This window comes from Streptosporangium sp. NPDC002544 (genome assembly GCF_040295965.1).
Classification (GTDB): domain Bacteria; phylum Actinomycetota; class Actinomycetes; order Streptosporangiales; family Streptosporangiaceae; genus Streptosporangium.
Genome location: NZ_JBEOWJ010000043.1, coordinates 1 through 23,619, shown reverse-complemented (window position 1 = coordinate 23,619; position 23,619 = coordinate 1). Strand labels below are relative to the sequence as shown.

19 protein-coding genes are annotated in these 23,619 nt (G+C 70.0%); all 19 read right to left on the bottom strand.

Translation table 11 applies throughout. The features are described 5' to 3' along the window. Positions 1 to 233: 233 nt before the first annotated feature. Positions 234 to 2,027: a serine/threonine-protein kinase gene (locus ABT061_RS42105; RefSeq protein WP_350928856.1), complete on the bottom strand. Its 1,794-nt coding sequence runs from the start codon at positions 2,025 to 2,027 to the stop codon at positions 234 to 236. A gap of 221 nt (positions 2,028 to 2,248) precedes the next feature. Then, positions 2,249 to 2,440, bottom strand: coding sequence for a hypothetical protein (locus tag ABT061_RS42100; RefSeq protein WP_350928854.1), 192 nt, complete (start codon positions 2,438 to 2,440; stop codon positions 2,249 to 2,251). 246 nt (positions 2,441 to 2,686) lie between these two features. Beyond that, positions 2,687 to 3,976, bottom strand: coding sequence for a glutamate-5-semialdehyde dehydrogenase (locus tag ABT061_RS42095; protein WP_350928852.1), 1,290 nt, complete (start codon positions 3,974 to 3,976; stop codon positions 2,687 to 2,689). An 18-nt stretch (positions 3,977 to 3,994) separates the two neighbouring features. Then, positions 3,995 to 5,119: a glutamate 5-kinase gene (gene proB / locus ABT061_RS42090; RefSeq protein WP_350928850.1), complete on the bottom strand. Its 1,125-nt coding sequence runs from the start codon at positions 5,117 to 5,119 to the stop codon at positions 3,995 to 3,997. Positions 5,120 to 5,167: 48 nt separating this feature from the next. After that, positions 5,168 to 6,520, bottom strand: a complete 1,353-nt coding sequence (gene obgE, locus ABT061_RS42085) for a GTPase ObgE (RefSeq protein ID WP_350928847.1) — start codon at positions 6,518 to 6,520, stop codon at positions 5,168 to 5,170. A gap of 105 nt (positions 6,521 to 6,625) precedes the next feature. Next, positions 6,626 to 6,883 (bottom strand): 50S ribosomal protein L27, encoded by a 258-nt coding sequence (rpmA, locus tag ABT061_RS42080; RefSeq protein WP_030924780.1) that lies wholly within the window; start codon positions 6,881 to 6,883, stop codon positions 6,626 to 6,628. Positions 6,884 to 6,902: 19 nt separating this feature from the next. Beyond that, positions 6,903 to 7,205 (bottom strand): 50S ribosomal protein L21, encoded by a 303-nt coding sequence (rplU, locus tag ABT061_RS42075; RefSeq protein WP_030924785.1) that lies wholly within the window; start codon positions 7,203 to 7,205, stop codon positions 6,903 to 6,905. Between the two features lie 333 nt (positions 7,206 to 7,538). Further along, positions 7,539 to 10,307: an Rne/Rng family ribonuclease gene (locus ABT061_RS42070; RefSeq protein WP_350928844.1), complete on the bottom strand. Its 2,769-nt coding sequence runs from the start codon at positions 10,305 to 10,307 to the stop codon at positions 7,539 to 7,541. 97 nt (positions 10,308 to 10,404) lie between these two features. Then, on the bottom strand, positions 10,405 to 11,184 hold the full coding sequence (locus ABT061_RS42065; protein ID WP_350928842.1) for a TIGR03936 family radical SAM-associated protein: 780 nt from the start codon (positions 11,182 to 11,184) through the stop codon (positions 10,405 to 10,407). 104 nt (positions 11,185 to 11,288) lie between these two features. Continuing rightward, the gene (locus ABT061_RS42060) at positions 11,289 to 13,199 is read right to left on the bottom strand and encodes a TIGR03960 family B12-binding radical SAM protein (RefSeq protein WP_350928840.1); all 1,911 of its coding nucleotides are present in this window, start codon (positions 13,197 to 13,199) and stop codon (positions 11,289 to 11,291) included. A 55-nt stretch (positions 13,200 to 13,254) separates the two neighbouring features. Continuing rightward, complete coding sequence (gene rodA / locus ABT061_RS42055) at positions 13,255 to 14,418, bottom strand: rod shape-determining protein RodA (protein ID WP_350928838.1); 1,164 nt, start codon at positions 14,416 to 14,418, stop codon at positions 13,255 to 13,257. 79 nt (positions 14,419 to 14,497) lie between these two features. Next, on the bottom strand, positions 14,498 to 16,561 hold the full coding sequence (mrdA, locus tag ABT061_RS42050) for a penicillin-binding protein 2 (protein WP_350928836.1): 2,064 nt from the start codon (positions 16,559 to 16,561) through the stop codon (positions 14,498 to 14,500). A 48-nt stretch (positions 16,562 to 16,609) separates the two neighbouring features. Further along, entirely contained in the window at positions 16,610 to 17,137 is a 528-nt protein-coding gene (mreD, locus tag ABT061_RS42045) for a rod shape-determining protein MreD (protein ID WP_350928834.1), read from the bottom strand. Between the two features lie 4 nt (positions 17,138 to 17,141). After that, on the bottom strand, positions 17,142 to 18,050 hold the full coding sequence (mreC, locus tag ABT061_RS42040; RefSeq protein WP_350928832.1) for a rod shape-determining protein MreC: 909 nt from the start codon (positions 18,048 to 18,050) through the stop codon (positions 17,142 to 17,144). After that, positions 18,050 to 19,081, bottom strand: coding sequence for a rod shape-determining protein (locus ABT061_RS42035; RefSeq protein ID WP_350928830.1), 1,032 nt, complete (start codon positions 19,079 to 19,081; stop codon positions 18,050 to 18,052). The genes mreC and ABT061_RS42035 overlap by 1 nt, the downstream gene beginning before the upstream one ends. Positions 19,082 to 19,272: 191 nt before the next feature. Next, positions 19,273 to 19,683: a nucleoside-diphosphate kinase gene (gene ndk / locus ABT061_RS42030; protein ID WP_030924808.1), complete on the bottom strand. Its 411-nt coding sequence runs from the start codon at positions 19,681 to 19,683 to the stop codon at positions 19,273 to 19,275. A 91-nt stretch (positions 19,684 to 19,774) separates the two neighbouring features. Further along, a complete protein-coding gene (locus ABT061_RS42025; RefSeq protein ID WP_350928828.1) occupies positions 19,775 to 21,616 on the bottom strand; it encodes a hypothetical protein in 1,842 nt (613 codons plus the stop codon). 11 nt (positions 21,617 to 21,627) lie between these two features. Next, a complete protein-coding gene (locus tag ABT061_RS42020) occupies positions 21,628 to 21,966 on the bottom strand; it encodes a DUF4233 domain-containing protein (RefSeq protein ID WP_350928826.1) in 339 nt (112 codons plus the stop codon). 49 nt (positions 21,967 to 22,015) lie between these two features. Continuing rightward, positions 22,016 to 23,308, bottom strand: coding sequence for a bifunctional folylpolyglutamate synthase/dihydrofolate synthase (locus tag ABT061_RS42015; RefSeq protein ID WP_350928965.1), 1,293 nt, complete (start codon positions 23,306 to 23,308; stop codon positions 22,016 to 22,018). Between the last annotated feature and the right edge of the window lie 311 nt (positions 23,309 to 23,619).

The following is a 23,619-nucleotide window of genomic DNA, read 5'->3' as shown; positions in this document are numbered from 1 at the left end:
TTATTCGATAGGTACGGCCCCGGAACGCGTTGCCGCGCCCCCTGAAGGTCAACGGTGATCCCGCGGGCAAGGGGACCGACCGCGGCGCCTGAACGAACGTGGGGCACATCACCGGCGCCCCGGCCTCCCACGACACCTGGGCCGCCACACCGCCCAAGGTCGCCTGAGCCGGCACGACCCCCACCACCGGCCGGGACCTGGCGCCGGGGGCCTTTTCGACGAAAGGACGCCCCCTACACGAGAAGGGCGATCGCGCGTACGGCCGCCGAGCACAGGGCGACGAAGCCGCCCAGCACGGCGAGCGCGCGCAGTCCCTCCTTGCGGAGCTCGACGAGCTCGGCGCCGATCCGCTCGATCTCCCGGCCGAGGAGACCGCCACAGACGACGCCGAACACGACGCCGGAGACGGCGATCGGGGCCGAGTGCAGCCACCACTCCGGTGGCAGCGAGCCACCGAGGGTCAGCCAGAGTGCGAGACCCGCCAGGGCGGCCGCCGGCAGCCCCGGCCAGGCCAGGACGGTCAGCAGCGAGGCGGCGAAGATCACCGGAAAGCCCAGCACCCGCAGGGCCACCCGGACCCTGGCCGACTTGCGCTTCCTGACCAGCCAGTGCCCGCCCCAGAGCGCGCGGGCCAGTGCGGCGAACAGGCCGGTGACGGCGAAGGTGGCCGGCGGCCAGATGACCGTGGCCACGACGCACGGCACGGCCAGCACCGCCAGCAGGAGCAGCGCCGCGTTGCCCGTGGGCAGCGGCCCTGCCCGGCCAGGGGCCTGAGCCTCCCCTGCCGCGCCGCCGGACCGTCTGCCCGCCCGGCGCCGGGTCGCCCGGCCATCCGCGGCGGAGGAACGCCCGCCCCGCGACGCCTCACCTGCCGCGAGAGCCGCACGCCCACCGCTGGACGCCTCAGCGGCCGGGGAGGCCTGACGCCCGCCCCGCGACGTCTCCCCCGCCGCGGGGAGCGCTCGCCCCGCGCGGGGCGCCTCACCGGAGGCGAGCGCCGCCCGTCCGCCACGTGACGTGCCCTCCGCGGCGGCAGGGGGGCGTACCGCCCGCGCGGGCCCCGCCGAGCCTTCCGCCGCCGGGGCGGGCGACCTTCCCCTGGCCGATCGGCCGCTCCTCGCGGGCTCGTCGCCCTTGGCGCGGGGCTTGGGACGGCTCTCCTGCTTCCTGGCTCCGCCGGGCTTCTCCCCCGCGGAGCCTGCCGCCTTCTGGGAGACTCCCGCCTCGGGCGAGGCCACCCGGGCGAGCCGGCCGAGGCGGCCGGCGAGAAGGGCCGCGGTGGGGCGCTTGGCCGGCTCACGGTGCAGGGCCGCGCGGATCAGGGGCAGCAGGGCTGCCGGGACACCCTCAAGATCGGCCTGACCGTTGAGGATCGCGTACATCTGCGCCTCGACCGTGCCCCTGCCGAAGGTGGGCCTGCCGGTCGCGGCGAAGGCCACGGTGGCCGCCCAGGCGTGCACGTCCGCGGGCTCGCCCACGGGCTCGTCGGCGAACAGCTCGGGGGCGGTGTAACCGGGGGTGCCGAGGAAGGTGCCGGTCAGGGTGAGTCTGGTGGCGTCCAGGACGTGGGCGATGCCGAAGTCGATGAGGACGGGCTCGTCGTCCTCGTTGACCAGCACGTTGGCGGGTTTGAGGTCACGGTGGACGACCCCGGCCGCGTGGATGATCGACAAGGCGGTGGCCAGCCCCTGTGCGAGGGTGAGCAGACCTCCGTCCAGGGGGCCGCCGCGCCGTACCCGCTCCAGGAGGGTCTCTCCCTCGATGTGCTCCATGACCAGGTAGGGCCGATCACCGTTGAGGTCGGCGTCGACGACGCGGGCCACGTAGGGGCTCTCGACCCTGCGAAGGGCACGGACCTCCCGCTCCAGACGCATCCGGGCCTCGGAGTCGGTGTCGACCATGTCGTGGAGGACCTTGAGCGCGACGTTGTCACCACGGCGGCCGACGGCGAGGTAGACCTCGCCCATGCCTCCCCGGCCGAGACGCTCCAGCAACGTGTAAGGACCGACCCGCCCGAGACGACCCATGTGACCTCCTGCGTCGGCCACATGGGTCAGGGACCGCTGCGCCTATCGGGTCGCTCGCTCCCGCTCGCTTCCCTGCTGTCCAGCCGTAGGAGACCACACCATAGCGGGCGAGTGTGACGTTTTCCCGATGGCACGCCGGACTCCTGAAAAGATCGGCATGGCGGGACGCGCGCCTCCTCGTGCGCCTCGTCAGGCTCGGGTCAGGCCACGGGCGGGGCCTCTCAGGGCCGGCGCGTGGGCTTGCGGACCGGGTCTTCCAGCAGGCTGTCGAGCTTCGCGGTGGGTTCCGCCGACAGGTCACGGCGCCGGGTGCGGCGCCAGTTGACATGCCCGCGGCTCTCCATGAGCAGCAGTAGCCGGTCCGCACCAAAAACGACAAAAGCTATGAAGAGGAATGCAACGACGATTTCCATGAAGTCCAGTCAAACCATAAGCGACCGTGATCACACGGAGCGACACACCATAACGCTCAGTGACGATCAAAGTCACCGAACGAGATCCCCGATGAACCTCCGGAGTGCCGACTACACCGTAGACCCCGGAGCGCCCGGCAGCGCGATGATCCCGGAACCCCGATGGATCACCCGTACCGTGCGGCTCGCGGAGCGTTCCCGACGCCGTTGGTCCTCGGCGCCGGGAACGCTCCGCGGCCCGCGCCCCTACCTCAGGCGGGCTTCGGCCGAGGCGAGGACCGTACCCTCGCTGGTGCGCAGGTGGCCCTCGCCGGTGTAGACCCACTTGGTCGAGGTCAGCTCCGGCAGGCCCATGGGGCCGCGCGCGTGCAGCTTCTGGGTGGAGATGCCGATCTCCGCGCCGAAGCCGAACTCCGCGCCGTCGGTGAACCGGGTCGAGGCGTTGACCGCCACGGCCGCGGAGTCGACCAGGGCGACGAACCTGCGGGAGGCGCTGACCGAGCGCGTGACGATCGCGTCGGTGTGGGCTGAGCCGTACTTCCTGATGTGCGCGACCGCGTCCTCCAGCGAGTCGACCACGGCGGCCGCGATGTCCAGCGAGAGGTACTCCATCCGGAAGTCCTCCTCGTCGGCGGGCACCACGTCACCGTACGCCGCGACGCGGGCGTCACCGTGCACCGTGACGCCCTCCGCCTCCAGCGCGGCCAGTGCGCGCGGCACGAAGGTGTCCGCCACGGCCGCGTGCACCAGGAGCGTCTCCGCGGAGTTGCAGACCGAGGGGCGCTGGACCTTGGCATTGATCAGGATCTGGATCGCCAGGTCGAGGTCGGCGTCGGCGTCGACATAGACGTGGCAGTTGCCCACGCCGGTCTCGATCACCGGGACCGTGGACTCCTCCACCACCGAATTGATCAGCGAGGCCCCGCCGCGCGGGATCAGCACGTCGACCAGGCCGCGGGCCCGCATGAGCTGCTTGACCGAGTCGCGGGTCAGCCCGGGAACCAGCTGGACGGCCCCCGCGGGCACCTCGGTGCCCGCCAGCGCCTCCTGCATGATCCTGACGAGAACCGTGTTGGACTCGTACGCGCTGGAGGAGCCGCGCAGCAGGGTGGCGTTGCCGCTCTTGAGGCAGAGCGCCGCGGCGTCCACGGTCACGTTGGGCCGGCCCTCATAGATGATGCCGATCACCCCGAGCGGGACCCGGAGCTGGCGCAACTCCAGTCCGTTGGGCAGCGTGTTGCCCCGGATCACCTCACCCACCGGGTCGGGAAGGTCGGCGACCTGACGGACCGCCTCGGCGATCGCCTCGATCCTGGCCTCGTCGAGGCTGAGACGGTCGATCATGTATTCGGAGGTCCCGCTCTCCCTGGCCTTCTCGACGTCGAGCGCGTTGGCCGCGACGATCTCGGCGGACCCGGCCACGAGCGCGTCCGCGACCACCCGGAGCGCGGCGTCCTTCGGCGCCCTCGGCAGCGGGGCCAGCTCGGCGGCGGCCTCTTTAGCCGCCAGGGCTACCTTCAGGAAGTCCTCGGACATCTCGCGCTCCAAAAAGAACTAGTGGTGGGATTCCAGTATGACGATGTCGTCACGGTGGATGAGCTCTCGTTCGTACTCGGGCCCCAGGGTGGCCGCCAGTTCCCTGGTGGAACGGCCGAGCAGCCCGGGGATCTCCCCCGCGTCGAAGTTGACCAGGCCGCGCGCGATCACCTGGCCGAGCGGCTCGCACAGATCCACCGGGTCGCCCGCCGCGAAGTCGCCCTCGACCGCCGTGACCCCCGCGGGAAGCAGTGACTTGCGGCGGCTCACCACGGCCTCGACGGCGCCGGAGTCCAGATGGAGCCGGCCTCGGCCGGTGGTGGCGTGGGCCAGCCAGAGCAGGCGGGTGCCCGGGTGGCGGCCCTCCGGGTGGAAGTAGGTGCCGACATCGGCTCCCGCGAGGGCCTGGGCCGCGTGCGCGGCGGCGGTCAGCACCACGGGAACGCCCGCCCCTGTGGCGATCTTGGCGGCCTGAACCTTGGTGACCATGCCACCGGTGCCGACCGCGCCGCCCTTGCCGAGCTCGACCCCGACGAGGTCGGAGGGCCCGCGCACCTCGGTGAGCCGGCGGGCGCCGGGGCGGCGGGGGTCGCCGTCGTAGAGGGCGTCCACATCCGACAGCAGCACCAGCGCGTCGGCCCTGGTCAGGTGTGCGACCAGGGCGGCGAGGCGGTCGTTGTCGCCGAATCGGATCTCGTCGGTGGCCACGGTGTCGTTCTCGTTGACCACCGGGACGATGCCCAGCTCCAGCAGGCGTGCCAGCGTGCGCTCGGCGTTGACGTGGTGCGAGCGGCGCATCATGTCGTCGGCGGTCAGCAGCACCTGACCGACCCGCAGGCCGTACCTGGCGAAGGAGGAGGTGTAGCGGGCCACCAGCACACCCTGGCCGACCGAGGCCGCGGCCTGCTGGGTGGCGAGGTCGCGTGGCCTGGCCGCCAGGCCCAGCGGGCCGAGGCCCGCCGCGATCGCGCCCGAGGAGACCAGCACGATCTGGGTGCCGGACTTCCGCCGGGCGCCGAGCACGTCGACCAGGGCGTCCACCCGGTCGACGTCGATCATTCCCTGCGGAGTGGTGAGCGAGGACGAACCCACCTTCACGACGAGGCGTGAGGCCTTACGGATCCGTTCGCGCGCAGAGTCCACGACACGCACCTTTCAAAAATGATCACTGGAAGAACAGCGGGAAGCGTACTAACCGAGCCGGTTGTCCGACCCGCGCGGCCCCTGGTGCACGGCCTCGGCGTTGAGCGTCGGCTGCCAGTCGAAGATGTAGCCGTTCTCCATGGAACCGATGATCACTTCGGCCCCGGCCTTCGCCCCGGCCTTGGTGAGCTCCTCCTCGACACCGAGCCGCTCCAGCCGGTCGGCCAGATAGCCCACGGCCTCGTCGTTGGTGAAGTCGGTCTGGCGGATCCACCGCTCCGGCTTGGCCCCGGTGACCTGGAAGGTGTCCTCGTCGATCCGGCGGACGGCGAATCCGGTGTCACCGTGCTGCTTGGGCCTGATGACCAGTCGGGTCGGCTCGGGGACAGGGGCGGCGGCCCTGGCCGCGGCGACCATCTCCCCCATGGCGTAGGTCAGTTCCTTGAGCCCCTCGTGGGTGGCCGCGGAGATCGAGAAGACCCGCAGCCCCCGCTCCTCGAGCATCGGCCCGACGATGTCGGCCAGGTCGCGGGCGTCGGGCACGTCGGACTTGTTGAGCACCGCCAGGCGCGGCCGGTCCTCCAGCTTGCCGTACGCCGCGAGCTCGGCCTCGATCGCCTCGTAGTCGCTGATGGGGTCGCGGCCCGGCTCCATCGTGGCGCAGTCGATCACGTGCACCAGCGTGTTGCAGCGCTCGACGTGGCGCAGGAACTCGTGCCCCAGGCCCTTGCCCTGTGAGGCGCCGGGGATCAGGCCGGGGACGTCCGCGACCGTGAAGACGGTCGCGCCCGCGGTGACCACCCCGAGGTTGGGGACCAGCGTGGTGAACGGGTAGTCGGCGATCTTCGGCCGGGCCGCGGACAGGGCCGCGATGAGGGAGGACTTGCCCGCGCTGGGGAAGCCGACCAGCGCCACGTCGGCGACGCTCTTCATCTCCAGCATCACGTCGAGCTCGTCGCCGGGCTCGCCGAGCAGCGCGAACCCGGGGGCCTTGCGCTTGGCGCTGGCCAGTGCGGCGTTGCCGAGCCCGCCGTGCCCGCCCTCGGCGATCACATAGCGGGTGCCCGCGCCGACCAAGTCGATGAGGACCTCACCGGTGTCGGCGTCCTTGACCACGGTGCCGTCCGGCACCGGGATGACGATGTCGGGACCGTTGGCACCGTCGCGGTTGGAGCCCTGTCCCTGCTTGCCGTTGTCGGCCTTGCGGTGCGGGCGGCGGTGGTACTCCAGGAGCGTCGCCGTGTTGGCGTCCACCTCCAGGATCACGTCGCCGCCGCGGCCACCGTTGCCCCCGTCCGGGCCCCCCAGCGGCTTGAACTTCTCCCGATGGACAGAGGCGCAGCCGTTTCCCCCGTCACCGGCCTTGATGTGCAGGACCACCTGGTCCACAAAGTCCGGCATCTCTACTTTCCTACCTCTATCTACGGGAACTTCTGCGGAAAACGCGAACAGGGGTGGACCGCCGAATGCGATCCACCCCTGCCCTCAACGTCTGTCGGTGCGAATCTACTCCGCGACCGGAACGATGCTCACCGCGCGGCGCCCGCGCTTGACACCGAACAGAACGTGGCCTGCGGCCAGCGCGAACAGCGTGTCGTCACTGCCACGGCCGACGTTGTCGCCGGGGTGGAAGTGGGTGCCACGCTGACGAACGATGATCTCGCCGGCGTTGACCAGCTGACCGCCGAAGCGCTTCACACCGAGCCGCTGGGCGTTGGAGTCGCGGCCGTTCCGAGTGGACGACGCGCCCTTCTTGTGTGCCATCTCGCAAAACTCCCGAAACTCAGGCCTGGTCGATGCCGGTGATCTTCACCTGGGTGTACCGCTGGCGGTGACCCTGGCGCTTCTTGTACCCCGACTTGTTCTTGTACTTCAGAATCCGGATCTTCGGACCCTTGGTCTCACCGAGAATCTCGGCGGCAACCGTGAACTTGCCCGCCTCGGTGGTCACGTCGCCGTCGTTGACGACGAGGACCGTCGGCAGCGAAACCGTGGAACCGACCTCGCCGGCGACCTTGTCCACTTCAAGGACGTCACCGACGGAGACCTTCTGCTGCCTGCCGCCGCAACGAACGATCGCGTACACCGCGGAACCCTTCTTCTGACTGCTTGCTCGCTGGATGCTGCGCCCCGCATCCGGCTGTGGTCATTGATGACGTACCGGGTAGGCGCGCGAACAGGGCGCGCCATGAGCGCACCGGTTCACCAGAATACCGGATTGACGGTGTCCTGGTCGAACCGGGCGGAACGTCGGAGGTGCCGACCTCAGGTCCTGCTCCTTGGATCTTCTGCCTGCCTTGGTCACCCGGACGGGGCCTCGCGACGGTTCCGTCACCCATAGCACGCTATGAGCTCCTCTTCCGCCCTACGAGACACCGTCCGGCAGACCCACGCCACGGCAAAATCTGCGGGACAGGACCTACTCGGCCGACCTGGCCTTGCGGGAGCGTCTCCGCCCCCGGCCAGAAGCCTGTGCTGCCTGACCGTCCTCATTCTGGACTCCATCAAGCGCATCGGTCACCGTATCACGACCCGACTGGTCACCGGCCGCCACAGCGTGGCTACCGTCCTTGCCGAGCTTCTCCGCGACGGCCTTCTCGACCGCCATCTTGCCCTGCGTACCACGCGGCTCCGGCTTGCCCTCGACCGGCTCGGTCGAGACGTGCAGGCCGCGGCCGTTGCAGCACTCACAGACCGTGGAGAACGCCTCCAGGAGCCCCTGACCGACCCGCTTACGCGTCATCTGGACCAGACCCAGGGAGGTGACCTCGGCGACCTGGTGCTTGGTACGGTCGCGGGCCAGGCACTCCAGCAGCCGCCTCAGCACCAGGTCCCGGTTGTTCTCCAGCACCATGTCGATGAAGTCGATGACGATGATGCCGCCGATGTCGCGCAGCCTGAGCTGGCGGACGATCTCCTCGGCCGCCTCCAGGTTGTTGCGGGTGACGGTCTCCTCAAGGTTGCCGCCCTGGCCGGTGAACTTGCCGGTGTTGACGTCGACCACGGTCATGGCCTCGGTCCGGTCGATCACCAGCGAGCCACCGCTGGGCAGCCAGACCTTGCGCTCCATCGCCTTGGCGATCTGCTCGTCGATCCGGTAGGCGGCGAAGACGTCACCGTCCTCCTCCCACCTGCTGAGGCGGTCGGCCAGGTGCGGGGCGACATAACGGACGTACTCGTCGACCGTCTCCCACACCTCGTCTCCCGCGACGACCAGCGAGGAGAAGTCCTCGTTGAACACGTCCCTGACCACCCGGACCGTCAGGTCCGGCTCGGAGGAGAGCAGCTCCGGCGCGCTGGCCGACTTGGCCTTGCGCTGGATGTTCTCCCACTGCGCCGACAGCCTGGCCACGTCGCGGCTCAGCTCGTCCTCCGACGCGCCTTCGGCGGCCGTGCGGACGATGACCCCGGCGTTCTCCGGCATGACCTTCTTGAGGATGCTCTTGAGGCGGGTGCGCTCCTTGTCGGGGAGCTTGCGGCTGATCCCGGTCATCGAGCCGTCGGGCACGTAGACCAGGTAGCGCCCGGGCAGGCTGATCTGGCTCGTCAGGCGGGCGCCCTTGTGCCCCATCGGGTCCTTGGTGACCTGTACCAGCACCGACTGGCCCGACTTCAGCGCCACCTCAATCCGCTTGGGCTGTCCCTCCAGCCCGGCGGTGTCGAAGTTCACCTCTCCGGCGTACAGCACCGCGTTACGGCCCTTGCCGATGTCGACGAACGCGGCCTCCATGCTCGGCAGGACGTTCTGCACCTTGCCGAGATAGACGTTGCCCACGTACGACTGGCTCGCCTCGCGGTTGACGTAGTGCTCGACGAGGACCCCGTCCTCCAGCACCGCGATCTGGGTGCGCCCGCCGGTACGGCGGACCACCATCATGCGCTCGACGGACTCCCTGCGGGCCAGGAACTCCGACTCGGTGATGATCGGCGGACGCCTGCGGCCAAGCTCGCGCCCCTCGCGGCGGCGCTGCTTCTTGGCCTCCAGGCGGGTCGAGCCTCGCACGCTCTGCACCTCGTCCACCGAGGTGCTGCGCCCGGCGCGGGGCGCGCGGATGCGCACCACGGTGTTCGGCGGGTCGTCGTGGACCTCTCCCGCCTCGTCGGTGCCCCTGCGCCGCCTGCGGCGACGCCGGCGCGAGCTGCCGCTCTCCGAGTCTTCGTCCTGCTCGGCCTCGGGCCTGTCCTCTTCGTCCTGCTCGGCCTCGGTCTCCTCGCTCTCGTCGAGGTCCCGCGTCTTGCCACGGCCCCGGCCACCCCTGCGGCGCCGACGCCGGCGGCCACCGGCGTCCTCGTCTCCGTCCGTGTCCTCGTCCTCGGGCTCCTCGGCGATCTCGGCCTTCGCCTCGACGGGCTCGGGCTCCGGCTGCGGCGCGGGAGGCTGGACCGGCGCGGGCCGGGCGGCGGGCTGCGTGGCCCGCTGCGGGTCGGGGGCCTGGAACAGCGGCTGGAACACCGCCGCGGGTGCCTGGAAGGTCACCGAGGGCACCTCGGAACGTTCTTGGGCGACCAGCCCGAAGGGGTCGGCGAACAGCCCCGGCCGCCGTTCCTCGACGGCCTCCTCGATGAGGTCCTCACCCGCGGGCTCGTCATCGAGCGGTTCGTCGACGGGCAGCTCGAGCAGCAGTTCCGCCTCGGCCTCCTCCGCCCCGGCCGTGGGCACCTCGCCGGTGACCTCCTCGGCCACGGCCGGCTCCTCCCGCACGACTGCCTTCTTGCGCGTACGGGTGCGCTTGGCAGGGGCGGCGGGCTCCTCCTGCGGCGCGGGCTCGGCGGCGGGCTCCTGAACGGCGGCGGCCGCCGTCTCGACAGGCTCGGCGACCGGTTCGGCCACCTTCTTCGCACGACTACGCCGCGTGGTGGTGGCGGTGCCGTCCGTCGCGGTGGTCTTGCGCCTGGTGGCGCGCTTGGGCGCGGCCTCCTTCACCTCTGCCGCCTCGGCGGGCTCCACAGCCTTCGCGGGCTCCGCCGCGGGCCCGGACGCACCGGCCGCCGACGGTTCCGGCGAGATGCCGGACGCCGCCCGGGGTGCGGGTGCCGTCACGACTTCGGGAGCCGAATCCGGCTCCTCCGGCGGAGGTCCTGCGGGTCGGCTCGCGGCCCTGCGCCGGGGCGCCGGTGGCCGCGTCTCTTCTGTTGTCGTGTCCCCACCGAGGCTGTTGACCCCGGCGTTGGGCTCGTTGTCGAGCATGCGGGCGCTCTCCCGTTCAGCTCCCGGGCACGTCTCCGCGCCGCGCGGGAGCTCTCGTCTCTCACTGTCCGCCAGGCTCATAGCCCGGCGCCAAGTCCTATATGTCGCCGCCGACGTGCCTGCCCACCGGTTCCGCTTCGCCGCCGCGCGTAATGTCGCGGTCCAGGCCGAACGGATCAGCGGGCTCACCGGTGCGAACGTCCAGCGGGCCCTGCGCCAGCCTGGTCACCTCGGGGGGCACCGGCGGCGCGAAGTCAGCCACAAGACGCAGTCCAGTGAGAACGTCGTCGGGTCGAACGGCAGGAGTTGCGTGCCGTACAACCATGCGAAGTATGACACATGGCCGACTGGACGCCTGACCTGCTGTTGTCCCTTTGCCCTCAAATGCCGCGAGGCTCAGCACCGCCTCCCGCGCGTCGAAACGTCGCATCCCCTTCTTGGTAAGGCGTTCGACCTCGACGTGATCGGTGGCGATGAATCTCTCAACCGCGACACCGGCGAGGGTGAGATCGGCTCCGGGCAGCCGCAGTTCCCACGCCGAGCACTCCATCTGGTCGGACAGACTCGCGGGGCCGGCCTCCACGACGTCAAGCACGTCGAGACCGGGAGGCAACGAGGCGTCCAGAGCGGCTCGTAGCCGCTCCGGGTCACACTCGCGCGTCACGCTGATCTCGAGGTACTCGGCCTCGCTGGCGACCCCGGTGGGTGCGGCCCCTCCCACGTAGGAGATCTTCGGGTGGGGCGAGAAGCCCGCGCTGAACGCCACCGGGACGTCGGCTCGCCGGACCGCGCGTTCAAGCGCCCGGGAGATGTCGCGGTGGCTGGTGAAGCGCAGGCGGCCGCGCTTGGCGTAGCGCACACGGAGGCGCTGCACCACTGGCGCGGGCGGCGGCCCGTCGGGAGCGGGTTTCAGGGTGGTGTCGTCCTTCCAAAGTCGTGGTCGTCGTCTCTTGGGTGGGCGGCGCTCACGCACCGCCTACCTCAGACAACCGTCAGTGGCAGCAGCTTCTTCCCGGTGGGCCCGATCTGGATCTCCGTCCCCATCGTGGGGCAGACGCCGCAGTCGTAGCACGGGGTCCATCGGCAGTCTTCGACCTCGACGTCGTTGACCGCGTCCTGCCAGTCCTGCCAGAGCCATTCGCGGTCGAGACCGGCATCGAGATGGTCCCAGGGCAGGACCTCGTTCTCCTCGCGCTCGCGCGTGGTGTACCAGTCGACGTCGACGCCGACCTTGGCCGCGGCGTCCATCCAGCGCTGATAGGAGAAGTGCTCGCTCCAGCCGTCGAACCGGCCGCCGTCCGCCCACACCGCGCGGATGACCTCCCCGACCCGGCGGTCGCCCCGCGACAGCAGACCCTCCACGATCGAGGGCTTGCCGTCGTGGTAGCGCAGGCCGATGGCCCGGCCGTACTCCCTGTCACCGCGCAGGGCCTCCTTCAACGCCCTGAGCCTGCGGTCGACCGTCTCGTGGTCGGCCTGGCCGACCCACTGGAACGGGGTGTGCGGCTTGGGAACGAAGCCACCGATGGAGACCGTGCAGCGGATGTCGCGCGACCCGGTGGCCTCTCGACCGGCCTTGATGACCTTCTTGGCCAGGTCGGCGATGCCCTCGACGTCGACGTCCTCCTCGGTGGGCAGGCCGCACATGAAGTAGAGCTTCACCTGCCGCCAGCCCTGGGTGTACGCGGTGGTGACGGTCCTGATCAGGTCTTCCTCGGTGACCATCTTGTTGATCACCTTGCGCATCCGCTCGGAGCCGCCCTCGGGGGCGAACGTCAGACCGGAACGCCTGCCGTTGCGCGAGAACTCGTTCGCCAGGTCGATGTTGAACGCGTCGACCCGGGTCGAGGGCAGCGAGAGCGAGGTGTTGGTGCCCTCGTAACGATCCGCCAGTCCCTTGGCGACCTCACCGATCTCGGAGTGGTCGGCCGAGGAGAGCGACAACAGGCCGACCTCGTTGAAACCCGACGCCTTCACGCCCGCCTCGACCATGTCGCCGATCGTGGTGATCGAGCGCTCACGCACCGGACGGGTGATCATGCCGGCCTGGCAGAACCGGCAACCTCGGGTGCAGCCGCGGAAGATCTCCACACTGAACCGCTCGTGCACGGTCTCGGCCAGCGGGACCAGCGGCTTCTTCGGGTACGGCCACTCGTCCAGATCCATGACCGTGTGCTTGTGGATCCGCCACGGCACACCCGACCTGTTGGGTGCGACGCGCTGGATACGGCCGTCGGGGTGGTAGTCGACGTCGTAGAACTTCGGCACGTAGACCCCGCCGGACTCGGCCAGCCGCATCAGCAGCCCGTCGCGCCCGCCGGGCGAGCCCTCGGCCTTCCACTCCCGGATGACCTCGGTGATCGCGATGGCGATCTGCTCCCCGTCGCCCAGCACGGCGGCGTCGAGGAAGTCGGCGATCGGCTCGGGATTGAACGCCGCGTGACCGCCGGCCAGGACGATCGGATCATCGTCGCCCCGCTCCGACGCCTCCAGCGGGATGCCCGCCAGATCCAGCGCGGTCAGCATGTTGGTGTAGCCGAGTTCGGTCGAGAAGGAGAGACCGAACACGTCGAACGCCCGTACCGGACGGTGCCCGTCGACCGTGAACTGAGGTACGCCCTCGACACGCATGAGCGCCTCCAGGTCGGGCCAGACCGCGTAGGTCCGCTCGGCCAGTGTCTCCGGCAGCTCGTTGAGGATCTCATAGAGAATCTGGACGCCCTGGTTGGGCAGACCGACCTCGTAGGCGTCCGGATACATCAACGCCCAGCGAACCGTGGTCTCGTCCCAATCCTTGACGGTCGAGTTGAGCTCACCTCCGACATACTGGATCGGCTTCTGCACTCTGGGCAGGAGCGCTTCCAGGCGGGGAAACAGCGACTCGACAGACATGCCATCAAGAATATCCGCCTGGAGAGAGTGCCATAGGCAGTCACCCATGCCGGCGCTAGAAAGACTGCCGGCGCATGTGAATCGCCTGAAGCATCCCAAAAGCAATCATGTTGGCGAAGGTGGCGGTACCGCCGTAGGAGACGAACGGCAGGGGAAGACCGGTGATCGGCATGATCCCGACCGTCATCCCGATGTTGACGAACGACTGAAAGGCCAGCCAGCACACGATCGACCCGGCCACCAGCGTGCCGAACCGGTCCTCGCACTCCCGCGCGATCCGCACCCCCCGCAGCAGGATCACCCCGAGCAGCGCCACCACGGTGACCGAACCGAGAAAGCCGAACTCCTCCCCCGCCACCGTGAAGATGAAGTCGGTGTGCTGCTCGGGTACGAAGCGGCCGGTGGTCTGGCCGCCCCCGAACAGCCCCTTGCCGAACACCTCTCCCGACCCGATCGCGATCAACGACTGAGTGCTGTTGTAGCCGACCCCGCGCGGGTCGCTGGCCGGGTTGAGGAACGCGGTGAACCGAGCGATCTGGTACGGCTCCAGGATGTCGAGGAACCACACGGCCGCCCCCGCGCCGAGCACCCCGAGGGTGAGCCCGCCGATCCAGCGCTTGCGGGCGCCGGCCACGACGATCGCACCCGCCGTGATCACCCCGATGACCATCGTGGTTCCCAGGTCGGGCTGGAGCATCACCAACCCCATGGTGAAGGTGGCCACCACCAGCGCGATCACGACGTCGAAGCTCCTCGGCCGGTCGGTGCCGCGGGCGGGCTGGGCCAGCAGCATGGCGAGCATCAACACCAGGCCGAGCTTGGCGAACTCCGAGGGCTGGAACGCGAAACCACCACCCAGCATGATCCACGAGTGTGCGCCGTTCACGGTGCTGCCGAGGGGTGTGATCACCAGAAGCAGCCCGATCAGCGTCACGCCGTACACCAGCGGCGCGAAGGTTCTCAGCGTCCGGTGGTCCAGCATCGCGGCCGTACCGGCCAGCACGGCTCCGATGACGAGGTTGAGGATGTGCTTCTTGACCAGTCCCGTGGAGCCGGCCGCCCATGTCCTGGTCGAAGACCAGACCAGCATCGTGCCGATCACTCCCAGGGCGGTTACGGCGACCAGCATCACCCCGTCCATCCGGCCCACCGCGGTGGCCGCCGCCACCGTCCTGCCGGCCAGGGACGCCCTCGGCGGTGCGGCCGCCGCCCGGTTCACGCCGCTCTCCTGGCGGACGTCACCGCCGACGCCGTCACGGACACCACCGCGGACGGTGTCACCGATGCCACAGCGGACCTCATCGCGCCACCGTCCCGTCTTTCGCGATCACCGGAAGCGCTCTTACCGGGCGCCCGCCCGGCAGGATCGGGGAGGCCTGCTTGCCGTCGGGCTTGAACCCGAAGATGCCCTCGTAGATCTTCCGCACCGCCGGAGCCGCGGTCTGGGCGCCCATCCCGCCCTGGGACACCATGGCGACGATCACGAACTGCGGCTTGTCCGTCGGGGCGAACGAGGCGAACCACGACGTGTCGGCCTTGCCGTAGACCTCGGCGGTGCCGGTCTTTCCGCCGACCTTGACCTTGTTCATGGGAAACCCGACAAAGGCCCCGGCCGCGGTGCCGTCGGAGGCGACCTCGCTCAGCGCCCCCTTGATGTAGGCCCGCTCCCGTGGTGAGAGCGGCAGCCTGCCCACCACCGGCACCTCGATCTCCTTGACCTTGGTGCCGTCGGGACGCACCAGCGCCCAGCCCAGCCGGGGGCTGCGCAGCCTGCCGTCCCCGACCAGCGCCGCGTAGGCCGCCGCCAGCTGCAGCGGCGTCACCAGCACGTCGCCCTGCCCGATGGAGAAGTTGGCGGCGTCACCGGGCCGCCACTGGTACCCCTCCAGGCAGTTCTCGTACGCCAACCGCTTGAGGAAGGCGGCCCTGCTGGGGCTGCTCCTGGCCACCTCCGGGTATCCGGTCCTGGCCCGCTTGCAGTTGGTGTCCTTGGTCACCGACCAGAGCGTCTTCTTCCACGCCCGGTCAGGAATCCGGCCCGCCGATTCACCCGGCAGGTCGATGCCGGTGGGTCGGCCGAAACCGTAGGCGCGCGCCATGGCCGCCATCGGTTCCTTGGTCCTCCCCTTGGGATTGAGCCCGCCGTCGCGCAGCCACTGCTCGTAGGCCGCCCGGTAGAAGATCGTGTCGCAGGACTTCACCAGCGCCATGTGCAGGGTGAGCGTTCCCAGCCCGATACCCCGGAAGTTGTTGAACGGCCGGTCGCCCACCATGAAGGACCCCGGGCAGTCGTACTGGCCGTGCAGCGGGTAGCCGTCCTTGAGCATCGCCGCCACCGACGACACCTTGAACGTCGAACCAGGCGCGAACTCGCCCTTGATGGCCCGGGAGACCAACGGCTTGCCCGCCTTGCCGGACAGCAGGCGCTGGTACTGCGCCTCGGAGATTCCCCCGGTCCAGATCGCCGGATCGTACGTCGGCGCGCTGGCCAGAGCGACGACCCTGCTCGTCTTCACATCCAGCACCACCGCCGCCGCGCCGTCCGCCGTGGGCGCGCCCTTCATCGCCTCGGCCAATGCCTTCTCCGCCGTGGCCTGCACCCTGGAGTCGATGCTGGTGATGAGCGTGTCGCCCGGCACCGGAGACACGTGCTGCTCCACCCCGATGACCTTGCCAAGCCGGTCGACCTGCACCCGCCGCATCCCCGGCGTCCCACGCAGCGACGCGTCGTAGACCGACTCCAGGCCGTCCCTGCCCACCAGGTCGACCCCGGAGAACGCCGCTCTGAGCCCGTCGCGCCTGTTCAGCTCCTCCTGCGTGATCGGCTGCAGGTAGCCGAGCGCCTGCGCTCCCGCGCTCCGGCTCGGATACTCCCGTACCGCCTGCACCTCGGCCGTGACCCCGGGGAACTCCTCCTGCCGTTCCAGGATCTGCAGGGCCTCGCGCGTGGTGACATCCGCGTCGATGGGGATCGGCTGGTACGGAGAGCCCGGCCAGCAGGGACGGGCGACCCCCGGCCCGCATGCCCTGATGCGCTCCCGTAGCTCGGCGGGGCGACGGCCGAGCACGGCGGCCAGCTTCTCGAGCACCTCCTTGCCGTTGCCCTCCATCCGGTTCAGGCGGGTGCGGTCGACCGAGACCACCAGCGTGGTCCGGTTTCGGACCAGCGGACGGCCCGTCGAGTCAAGGATCTGCCCGCGTACCGCGGGAACGACGACATCGCGCGTACGCGTCTCGGTGGCGGCCACCACGTACTCCGGACCGCGCACCACCTGCACCTGCCAGAGCCGGACAGCGAGCAACGCCAGCATCGACACCACCAGCAACTGCACCACGACCAGCCGCCCCCGCATCAGGCCCATGCTCGCTCCTCCTCACCGCCGCTCACGTGTCCCCCAGCACGAGGTGCCTCACAAGCGGCTCCGCATGACGTATCCGAGCACCTGGACGGGGCGTGGCTCCGGCCCGCAGACGAGCCTTCGCACCACCCACACCACCGGCGACGCGGCAAGCAGGTTGTAGAGCACCGCCTGCGGCAGCGTGGTCGTGAGCATGGGCACGCCGATCCGTGGGTCTCCCAGCAGGGCGCCGGTCGCCACCGCGATCACCGGACCGGCGACCGCGCAGGCCAGCGCCGCGAGCGGCCCCGCCCCCGGATGGCTCTCCACCGCGCGCCCCGCGATGAAGCCGACGAGGCAGAGCACCAGCGCGTGGTGCCCGAACAGGTGCGCGGCCGGCGGCAGCACATCGCTGAGAAGCCCGGCGGCGAAACCCATGGCCGCCCCCGCCGCCGCCCCGCGGGCCAGCGCGTACCCCACCACGGCGAGCAGCACCAGATCCGGCGCGGCCTGCCCCGGCAGCGGCAGCCTGTTGACGACGGTCACCTGGAAAATCATGATTCCCAGGAGCAGCGCCACGAAGATCGCGTTGCGCCCCATCCCGTCAGACCCCCTCTCGCTGGAAGCGGGGAGGCGCCGCCTTTCGCGGGCCGGAGGGGAGCACCGCGTCACGCGGGTCCCGGCGCGGCGCCTGCACCACCACGCCGACCACGTCCAGCGCGGTGAGGTCGGCGTACGGCCGCGCGTACGCGATACGGGTCAGCTCACCCGGCGTGGCCTCCACCCGCTCCACCACCCCGATCGGCACCCCCGCCACGTACGGCGTGCCGCGCTGGGAACCGAAACTCACGATGCGGTGGCCGGGGATGATCGGCGCGGTCGAGTCGAGCAGCCGGAAGCGGACCAGGCGGCCGTTCTCCCCCACCCCGTGCACCACCCCGATCTCGTTGCTTCCCTCCAGCCGGGCTCCGGCCGCCGAGGCGGGGTCGCTGAGCAGGACCACGGTCGAGGTGGACGCGCCCACGTGGATCACCCTGCCGACCAGGCCGTCGGCGTTCAGCACCGTCATCTCGGTGCGCACCCCGTCGGCGCGCCCCACGTCGAGCTCGACGGCCTCCTCGAAGCCGGGAGCCCCGCGCCGAGCGATCACCTGGGTGGGCAGGATCTTGTATCCGCCGGTGCCCGAGACCCCGAGCAGCTTGCGCAGTTCCTCCGAACGCCCCCGGTCGAGGCTCTGCGCCACCAGGTCCCGCTTGAGCCGCTGGTTCTCCGCGAGCAACTCCTCGATGCGTCCACGCGCGGAAGGAGCCTCGGTCATCGTCTCGAAGAACTCGCCGACCGGCCGCACGATCCCCGACCCCACACTCTCCGCGGTGCCGAACAACGTCGTGCCGACCATGCGGAGCGGCCCGAACGGGGACTGCGCGGCCGAACGGTGGTCGATGGTCACGAGCACGAGCGCGGCGGCCAGTAGCAGCCCCAGGTTGACCCGTGCCCGGCGGGTGTCCTTCATCAGTGCCGCGGCTCGGGAACCAGGACCTGCTGCAGTGCGTCGAAGTCCTCGACGCACTTGCCCGTACCCAGCGCCACGGAATCGAGGGCGTTGTCGACGAGGTGGATCGGCATGCCGGTCTCGGCCTTCAGCCGCTCGTCCATGCCCTTGAGGAGAGCCCCGCCTCCGGTGAGGGCGATCCCCCGGTCCATGAGGTCTCCGGAGAGCTCCGGCGGGCACTTGTCAAGTGTGGTCTTGACCGCGTCGACGATCACGTTGAGCGGTTCCTCGATGGCTTTGCGGATCTCGGCCGCCGACACCACGATCGTCTTCGGCAGGCCGCTGACCAGGTCACGTCCCCTGATCTCGGCATGGCTCTCCTCCGGGAGGATACAGGCGGAGCCGATGGCCATCTTGATCTCCTCGGAGGTGCGCTCGCCGAGCATCAGCGAGTACTCCTTCTTCGCGAAGGCGATGATCGCCTGATCGAGCTCGTCACCGCCCACCCTGATCGACTGGCTGGTGACCACACCGCCCATCGAGATGATCGCCACCTCGGTGGTGCCGCCGCCTATGTCGACCACCATGTTGCCGGTGGGCTCGTGCACGGGGAGCCCGGCGCCGATCGCGGCGGCCATGGGCTCCTCAACGATGTAGACCCTGCGGGCGCCCGCCTGGTATCCGGCCTCCTTGACCGCCCGCTGCTCGACCCCGGTGATCCCGCTCGGCACGGCGATGATGATGCGCGGCTTGGCGAAATGGCGGCGCTTGTGCACCCGCTGGATGAAGTAGCGCAGCATGCGCTCGGTGACGTCGAAGTCGGCGATGACACCGTCCTTGAGCGGACGGATGGCGATGATGTTGCTCGGAGTACGGCCTATCATCCGCTTGGCCTCGATGCCAACGGCCACGATCTTCCCAGTGATGCTGTTGATCGCTACGACGGACGGCTCGTTGAGCACGATTCCGCGCCCTCTGACATACACGAGGGTGTTCGCGGTGCCGAGGTCGACTGCCATGTCACGGCCCAAAAAAGCAAGATTGCTGCCCATGAGGAAGGCTGGCCTCCTTCCGTCAGGTCGTCGGCGAAAACTACGGAACGCACTCGAATCGTAACGTGACGCACCCACCCTTGAGCGCAATGAGCCGGCCTACCGCAGCAAAATCTTGGGTTAGCCAAATAGGTCGGGCCCCGCCGTCCAGAAGGACGGCGGGGCCCGACAAACACGATAAAAGCGGGCGCCTAGAAGCGATCCGGGAAGAAGATCTTGATCTCCCTTGCGGCGGACTCGGGGGAGTCCGAGCCGTGGACGACGTTCTCGCCGATCTCCAGAGCGTGGTCACCGCGGATGGTGCCGGGAGCGGACTTGACCGGGTCGGTCAGGCCGGCGAGGGAGCGGAAGGCCTCGATGGCGCGCGGCCCCTCCAGCACCAGCGCGACCAGCGGACCGGAGGTGATGAACTCCACCAGCTCACCGAAGAACGGCCGCTCGGAGTGCTCGGCGTAGTGCGTCTTGGCGGTGTCGACGTCCAGGGTGCGCAGCTCCAGCGCCACGACCTTCAGGCCCTTGCGCTCGACACGGGCGATCACGTCGCCGATGAGACCACGCGCCACACCGTCGGGCTTGATCAGGACAAGGGTGCGCTCGGACACTGAGGTTCTCCTTCGAACACGTATGGGTCGCTGACTGCGGTAATCGCGCGAAGTTTACCGCCCTTCGCGCGCTTTCCCGTGGTCGGCGGAGTCACTGGAGGGCCGGACCGCTCCCCGGGCCATCCTCCGGAGAGGGCGCGGGCGGTGGCACCACCACCGGCGGCGCGACCACCTTCTCCGGCTCCGGCTCCGGCTCCGTGTCGGGGTCCCGCTCGGGAACGCGGTCCGGCTCGTGCCGGGGCCTGGACCTGTTGCCCTTGCCCGCCCCAGCACCTCCTCCCGCCGCGGCGACGGACCCGCGCACCGGCCCGGCCTCCGGCTTCGAGCGGACCTGCGTGTGGGAACCGGTCATCGCCTCGGAGCGCGGCCGCACCACCGTGGGCCCTGACTGTCCTCGCATGACGCCTCCCTGCCGTACCCCGCCGGCGGGATCGACCTCCCCCGCGGGAGAGGGCACCAGCCCGGAGGTGGGGCCCGCCACGGGCGAGGTGTCCGCCGTACCGGCATCCGGCGGGCTCTCCGGACTTCCCGGACTCCCCGGCAGGAGACGGGCCAGTACGGCAGCGAGCACGATCACCACGAGCACCAGGCCACCCCCGATCAGTGCCCACAGGTGCAGAGCGTCCACGAACCCGTCGACCAGCGCCTGCGGGGTCTTGGCCTCCCGCAGCTGGGCGACCTGGACACCGCTGCCCAGCAGGAATCCGGCCAGCACCGCGGGGAAGAACAGCGACAGCGCCAGGAGCGCGGCCTCCTCGGCACAGGAGCGCAGCGCGCCGGTGAGAGCCACCGAGGCACCACCCGCGAGCAGCGTGAACGGAAGAATCAGCGCGAGCCCGCCCGGAGCGGGAAGGAACAGCCGTACCGCACACAGGCCCCCGACCACCACCACCAGTCCACCGGCGGTGACCATGGGCATGGCCGTGGCGCCCAGCCGGTTCGTCAGCGCGGCGGCCAGGAGGGCCACCACGGTGGCGATCGCGAAGGCCGACCACAGGCCGGACAGACCCGGACCGCCCAGCCCGCCGAGTTCGACGTAGGTGACCTGGGCCGCGGTGGGCAGGACAACGACACCGACCGCGACCATCGCGTAGGCCGGCGCGCGGCCGGCGGCCCCCCGTGAGGCCCCCGAGGAGGCCAGGGCGAGCAGCACGACGACGGACACCAGGGCCGCGCGGATCACGAGACTCGCCGACCAGTCGAACGTGCTGCCCAGGGCGAGGGCCGCGACGCCCGCGGCGGGCACGACCGCCCACAGCGTGCGCCCGCGTGCCGCGACGACCGCGCCCGGACCGGCGGCGCTCTCCCCGTCCTTCAGCCACAGCACGAGGTAGAGCGCGGCCAGCACGAGCGCTACCCCGGTGAGCATCGGGTACGGCTGCAGGGTGACGCGCCAGGAGTCGACCTGGTCGAGGGGCCAGAGCGCGAGCGCCTGTGCGGCCAGGAGGCTCGCTGCCAGCGCGGCCGCCCACAGCGCCCGAAGGAACGGTGAGCGCCCCCAGACGGCCATCAGGGTGGCGGGGACCAGCAGGCCCGCGCCGACACCGTGCAGGACCCGCAGGACCCCCACCAGCACCGTGGACCCTGCATAGCCGCCGGCGGCGTCCGCGAAGGCGAGCAGGGTCAGCCCCGCGACCACCATCGGGGCCGCCCGCACCCGGCGTACGAGCACCGCGGCCACCGGCATGGTCAGGACCATCGCGGGGAGCGCCAGCCCATGCGCCCTGATCATCGCTATCTGTGAGACTTCCGGTGGCAGGAGGGCTGCGACCACCGAGATGGTGTTGGGGATGGCGACGATCGCCAACGGCAGCACTACTGCTACGAGCAGTCCGAGGACGACGTCGAGCATCAACGAGACACGGAGTGCGCGCACCAGGCCCGTGGGCCCGGCGCCCACTGCCCGAGTCGGCTGAATGGGAGGGACGGCCATGTTGGCCGACTTTAGCGAGAAGTCACGCCCTCGACACGGCGAGCGACGAATATCGCTGTGATCCACAGCGCGGCGAAGATCACTCCGAGGAAGAACATGGTCGGGACCATGAAGCCGGAGGCGATGGCGAGCACCTGGACCAGGCTTCCCACGACGTAGGCGAAAGGCCGCTTGAGCAGGCCGATGACCAGCACGCAGAGGAGCGCCAGACCCAGCCCGACGGTGGCCGCGATGGCCGGTTCGACGCCCTGGGTGTTGATGGCCACCGGCGTGAACAGCCCGACGACTATGGCCTCCATGCCGAGCACGCTGGCGCAGAGGCGCCTCATGCCCGGAGTGACCGTGATCATTTCTCTCTCCTCCTCAGTCGCCCGGCCTGCGGCCGTCGGCACTCACCGCTCACTGCGTCTCGTCCGCCTTGAGCAGGAGCCGCGCGTCGCCGGCGGTGACCACGGAACCTGTGATCAACACCCCGGCACCGCTGAACTCTCCCAGAGCGTCGACCATGCCGATCGCCCTGTCGATCGCACTGTCCAACCGCTCGACCTGGTGCACCCGGTCAAGACCGAAGATCTCCTCGGCCAGCGCGGCGAGATCGTCCACGTCCATGGACCTTGGCGAGGAGTTCCGGGTCACCACGATCTCGTCCATCATCGGTTCCAGCAGTTCCAGGATGCCCTCGACGTCCTTGTCCTCGAACACCGCCAGCACTCCGATGAGCTTCGCGAAGTCGAAGGACTCGTGCACGGCGTCCAGAGTGGCCCGTATCCCCGCCGGGTTGTGCGCGGCGTCGACGACAACCGTGGGGCCCCGGCGCACCACCTCCAGCCTGCCGGGCGAGCGCACCCCCAGGAACGCCTGCCGCACCAGCTCGGCGTCGAGAGGCTCGTCCCCGCCGGTCAGCGCCTCGACCGCGGCCAGGGCGCAGGCGGCGTTGCCGGCCTGGTGAGCGCCGTACAGGGGGAGCAGGATGTCGTCATAGGTACCCTTGAGACCCTTGAGCCGGAGCAGTTGCCCACCGATGGCGAGCTCCCGGCCCAGCACTCCGAACTCCAGTCCCTCGCGTGCCACGGTGGCGCCCGTCTGGGCCGCCTGCCGCATCAGCACCGCGGCTGCGGGAAGCTCCTGCTGCGCGAGCACGGCGGTCGCCCCGGCCTTGATGATGCCGGCCTTCTCCCCCGCGATCGTCTCGACGTCGGGCCCGAGGTATTCGACATGGTCGAGGGAGATGGGCGTGATGACCGCCACAGCGCCGTCCGCGACGTTGGTGGCGTCGGTGATGCCGCCCATTCCCGTCTCGATGACCGCGACGTCCACGGGGGCGTCGGCGAACGCCGCGAACGCCATCGCGGTGAGTGTCTCGAAGAAGGAGAGCCGTCGCCCTTGAGCGTCGACCATCTCCAGGTAGGGCGCGATGTCCTCGTAGACCTCGACGAAGCGCTCCTCACTCAGTGGGGCACCGTCCACGCTGATGCGCTCGCGCATGGAGACGAGATGCGGGCTGGTGAACCGGCCGACACGCAGATTGCGCTCACGCAGCAGCGCCTCGATCATCCGGGTCGTGCTCGACTTACCGTTCGTACCGGCCACGTGCACGACGGGATAGGAGTGCTGCGGGGAACCGAGCAGGTCCATAAGCGCGGCGATCCTGTCGAGACTGGGCTCGAAGTTCCACTCGACTCCACGCTGCATGATCGCTTGTTCAACCGCTCGATAGTCCACGTCTCCAGCCTACTGACGTCCCGGTCGGCTTCCGGACACGAGTACCCCCAACGCAAAAAAGGGCCTCACCACCCGGTGGGGCCCTTTCCCATCGCGAGATACGAAAACAGAAAGGCTCCCACCGGCCGGCCAGAACTCTCCTGGAAAACCCGAGGATCACCGGCCGACGGCCCGGATTCCAGCCGACCGGCGGGAGCCCCGGCCTTTCGGAACCCTTCCCGGAAAGCACGAAGGCCCCCACCAAAGGTGAGGGCCCTCATGAAAGATTGTCCGGCGGCGAC